Here is a 4,279-nt window from a genome sequence, read left to right on the forward strand (position 1 = left end):
GCGGTTCTCGAAGATCGTCTCGCGGATCCGGCTCTCGCCCTTGGCGGTGGTCATCAGGGCCATGAACTGGGCCTGCAGGTCGGTGGCGAACCCCGGATAGGGCGCGGTCTCCAGATCGACGGCGCGCAGTCGCGAGCCATCGCGCTTGATGATCACCCCGTCCTCGGTGCGAACCACGCCGCAGCCTGCCTCTTCCAGCTTGACCAGCAGGCTGTCGATCAGGTCGGGACGCGCCTTGGTCAGGCGAACCTCGCCGCCCGCCATGGCGGCGGCGACGGCATAGGTGCCCATCTCGATCCGGTCGGGGATCACCGCATGGGTCGCGCCGTGCAGCTTGGCCACGCCGCTGATGGTGATGGTCGGGGTTCCCGCCCCCTCCACATGCGCGCCCATGGCGTTGAGGCAGATCTGCAGGTCGACCAGTTCCGGCTCACAGGCGGCGTTACGGATCACCGTGACGCCGTCGGCCAGGACGGCGGCCAGCATGGCGTGCTCGGTCGCGCCCACCGAGACGAAGGGAAAGACGATCTCCGCGCCCTTTAGCCCACGCGGGGCCTGGGCGTAGACATAGCCCTCATGCAGGTCGATCTTGGCCCCCAGGGCCTCAAGCGCCTGGAGGTGCAGGTCGACCGGCCGCGCGCCGATCGTACAGCCGCCCGGCAGCGAGACCTTGGCCTGGCCTGTGCGGGCGATCAGCGGACCGAGCACGTTGAACGAGGCGCGCATCTGCCGCACCAGATCATAGGTGGCGATGGCGCTGACGATCTCGGGCGCATGCAGGATCGTCTCCGAGCCGTCGGGTCCCTCGATTTCCTCGACCCGCGATCCCAGGCGGGTCAGCAGCTTGCCGAGGAACTTGGTGTCGGCCAGGCGCGGCATGTTGGTCAGGCGCAGCGGCTCGTCGGTGAGCAGACTGGCGGCCATCAGCTTGATGGCGGAGTTCTTGGCGCCGCTGACGGGAATGATCCCGTTGAGCTGCGCGCCGCCGGTGATGGCGATGCGATCCAATGAAAGTCCCTCGGGCGCGCGGCGGGGCAAGGGCGTCGCGCGGATAATATCTGAGTGCGCGGTTCTAGCGGTTGCAAGGGCGCATGCAAGGCATGGGCGCGGAATCCTTAGACGGCGTCGGCGTCTTGCAGTGGAATCGGCGTCGCGGCCGGCGCCGGACCCAGCTTGCGACGACGAAGATTGGTCCGCAGCGCCTGGGCCAGCCGCGCTTCGCGTTCGGCCTTTCCGTTGTCCGGCTTGGGTTTTTCGCTCATGCATCCACAGGTGAAATGGCCGCGACGATCGGTCAAGACGATTTTGGCTTTGCCAACGCCGTTTCGTTCGCTATACGCCCCCTCCTCTTCGCCGCGGTAGCTCAGTGGTAGAGCGCATCCTTGGTAAGGCTGAGGTCCTGGGTTCGAGTCCCAGTCGTGGCACCATCGGTCCCAAATCCCGCAAGGGGTTTGGGACCGACCATTCTCTCATACATCGTCACTCTGAACGCCATCCGTGACCTTTGGGGTCGTCGGGTCCGCCGCGGGGTCGGGATCCGATGATCCCGCCTCGGCGTCCGCCGCATCGAGCACGTCGGCGAGCGCGCGCAGCAGACGCTGACGGGCCTCTTCGCTGGGCGCCTCCTGAATCCGGGCATTGAGCCGCACAAACAGATCCGCGCGCTCATTGTGCCAGTCCAGGCTGGCCGCGCGGCCCGGCGCCAGGCGCGGCGGGCGCGCGCCGATCAGCCGCGCGCCGCCCGAGGGCGACAGTTGGAAGGTCTGGTCGAGGGCGGGAATGGCGATCCTGGCCGGGTCAAATCCAGCCGCCTTGAGCCGCTCAGAAAGACCTTCAAGCGCGCCCGGCTCACCATGAGCCAGAAACACCTGCGCCTTGATCGGTTGGCGGTCGCTGGCCCAGCGCACAAGCCCTGCGGCGTCGGCATGGGCTGAATAGACGTCGATCACCCGAATACGGGCCTTGACCCTCACATCGTCCCCCTGGATCCGCACCAGGCGTTTGCCGTCGACCAGCAGGCGCCCCAGGGTTCCAGCAGCCTGAAAACCGCTGATCAACACCGTCACTTCGGGCCGCCATAGCAGCCGCTTGAGATGGCGCCGAATTCGACCCGCGTCGCACATGCCGCTACCGGCTAGGATGATGTGCCAATCACGGAGCCGTTCGAGCTGGTCGCTCTCCTGCGGCTTCATCAGATAGTGCAAATGCGCGGCGTGGCTCAGTTTCGTAAAGGAATTGGTCTCGGTATCGCGGTTCCAGCCCCGCTCCAGGAAGACGTCGGTCGCCTCGATCGCCAGCGGCGAGTCGAGGAAGATTTCGCCGCGCGGCGCTTCGCCAGATTCCATGACGGCGAGAAGATCCAGCAGCAGTTCCTGAGCCCGCCCCACGGCGAAGGTCGGCATCAGAAGCGGGCCGCCGGCGGCATGGGCCTGGCGCAATTCCTCGGCCAGCAAACGGCGGCGCCCGACCGTATCGGCCGCCTCGCGTTCCCGGTCGCCATAGGTCGATTCCAGCACGAGATGATCGATGCCCGATGGCCCGGTGGGTTCTGGAAGATAGTCCTGGCCCCCGGCGCCAAGGTCGCCCGAGAACAGAAGAGTCTGGGTTTCGCCGTCGACTTCGACGATTAGCTCGATCGAGGCGGCGCCCAGCATGTGCCCGGCGTTCCAGTACCGCGCCTTAACGCCCGGAACGATGTCGACCAGGTCGTCGATCTTGACCTTGCGAAACAGGTCCATGGTCTTGGCCGCGTCCCGGGCCGTATAGACGGGCTCGACCTGCGGTCGCCCGCGCTGCTGGTTGCGGCGGTTGAGATGGAAGACTTCGCTTTCCTGGATTTCGCCCGCGTCGGCCAGCATGACCTCGCACAGGGCCCTGGTCGCGGCCGTCGCATAGATCGGACCGCTGTAGCCGGCCCGCATCAGCTTGGGCAGCATGCCGGAATGGTCGATATGGGCATGGGTCAGCAGCACAGCGTCGACCTTGCTGACGTCAAAGGGAAAGGGCTCGTAGTTCAGCGCCTTGAGGGTCTTTGAACCTTGGAACATCCCGCAGTCGATCAGCAGGGTGAAGTCGTCGCTGCTAAGACGGGCGCAAAAGCCGGTGACACACTCGGCGGCGCCGTGGAAGGTCAGGGTCAAGGCCATTGAACGGCGCTTCCTCTCGTCACGAGACCCAATGGCGAATGCCTCGAGCCCAGCGGATTAAAATCATGATGCGGGCCGTGGTCGAATGACCGCCCTGCTCTCTTGCCCTGTGCGCACGCCGTCGAACTTGATCCGTATCAAGGGGCTTTGACCCTGCGCAAGGCGGTGCCTTCAAAGACAGGGTCTGATGGCCTTGAGGCGCTTAGGGAGATCTTCGATGGACAGGCTGGCGAACAAGGTGGCGGCGATCACGGGCGCGGCGGTCGGGCTGGGGCGGGCGATCACGATCCGCATGGCCGAGGCCGGCGCCTCGGTCGGGATTCTGGACGTCCAGGACGGCCCTGGTCAGGCCCTGGTCTCGGAGCTGTCAGCGCGCGGCCTCAAGGCCATTTACCAGCGTTGCGACGTCAGCCGCGAAGCCGAGGTCGAAAAGGCCCTGGAGGCGGTCGTCGGCCAGTTCGGCCGCCTCGACATCCTCGTCAACAACGCCGGAATCGCGGGGGTCAACAAGCCCACCCACGAGGTGACCGAAGCCGAGTGGGATCATGTGCAGGCGATCAACGTCAAGGGCGTGTTCTTCGGCGTCAAACACGCCATCGCTCACCTGCGTCGCGCCGGGGGCGGCAGCATCATCAACCTGTCGTCGATCTATGGCCTGGTCGGCGGCGCGGACGTGCCGCCCTATCATGCCTCTAAGGGCGCCGTGAGGCTGATGACCAAGACGGACGCCCTGCTCTATGCGCCCGACAAGATCCGGGTGAACTCGATCCATCCCGGCTTCATCTGGACCCCGATGGTTGAGGCCCACCTGCAGACCACGGAGGATCCAGAGGCGGCACGCTTGGCCACGGCCGCGCTTCACCCGCTGGGTCACATGGGCGAGCCCGACGACATCGCCTGGGGCGCGGTCTATCTGGCCTCCGATGAATCCAAGTTCGTGACAGGGTTGGAGCTCGTGATCGACGGCGGGTACACGGCCCGCTGAACAGGTCGTCGTCCCTCCGCTCGAAGCCCCTCAGAACGTCTTTCGCACCCGGAACGACATGAAGGTGCGCGGGGTCGATAGCGCGGTCCTCGACGAAGGCCACGGCGCGCGTGGTGCGATCGGCGAACACCGTACGCCGGATGGTGAA

At 65.9% G+C, this 4,279-nt stretch carries 4 protein-coding genes and 1 tRNA gene; 2 read left to right on the plus strand and 3 right to left on the minus strand.

Annotated features, from left to right (window positions below):
• Together murA and CSW58_RS13790 are read right to left on the minus strand one after the other, a co-directional pair.
• Positions 1-1,008: UDP-N-acetylglucosamine 1-carboxyvinyltransferase (gene murA, locus CSW58_RS11290; protein WP_099447356.1), on the minus strand; the 1,008-nt coding region annotated here is incomplete at its 3' end.
• A 107-nt stretch (positions 1,009-1,115) separates the two neighbouring features.
• On the minus strand, positions 1,116-1,298 hold the full coding sequence (locus tag CSW58_RS13790; RefSeq protein WP_143755180.1) for a hypothetical protein: 183 nt from the start codon (positions 1,296-1,298) through the stop codon (positions 1,116-1,118).
• 54 nt (positions 1,299-1,352) lie between these two features.
• On the opposite strand from CSW58_RS13790, the gene CSW58_RS11295 reads away from it, so the two are divergent.
• Positions 1,353-1,427 (plus strand) — tRNA-Thr (locus CSW58_RS11295).
• Positions 1,428-1,469: 42 nt separating this feature from the next.
• On the opposite strand, the gene CSW58_RS11300 is transcribed toward CSW58_RS11295, so the two are convergent.
• Positions 1,470-3,146: an MBL fold metallo-hydrolase RNA specificity domain-containing protein gene (locus CSW58_RS11300; protein WP_099447357.1), complete on the minus strand. Its 1,677-nt coding sequence runs from the start codon at positions 3,144-3,146 to the stop codon at positions 1,470-1,472.
• A 217-nt stretch (positions 3,147-3,363) separates the two neighbouring features.
• On the opposite strand from CSW58_RS11300, the gene CSW58_RS11305 reads away from it, so the two are divergent.
• Positions 3,364-4,131, plus strand: coding sequence for an SDR family NAD(P)-dependent oxidoreductase (locus tag CSW58_RS11305; RefSeq protein WP_099447358.1), 768 nt, complete (start codon positions 3,364-3,366; stop codon positions 4,129-4,131).
• The last annotated feature ends 148 nt before the right edge of the window (positions 4,132-4,279 follow it).

The sequence above is a fragment of the Caulobacter sp. B11 genome, assembly GCF_002737765.1.
GTDB lineage: Bacteria > Pseudomonadota > Alphaproteobacteria > Caulobacterales > Caulobacteraceae > Caulobacter.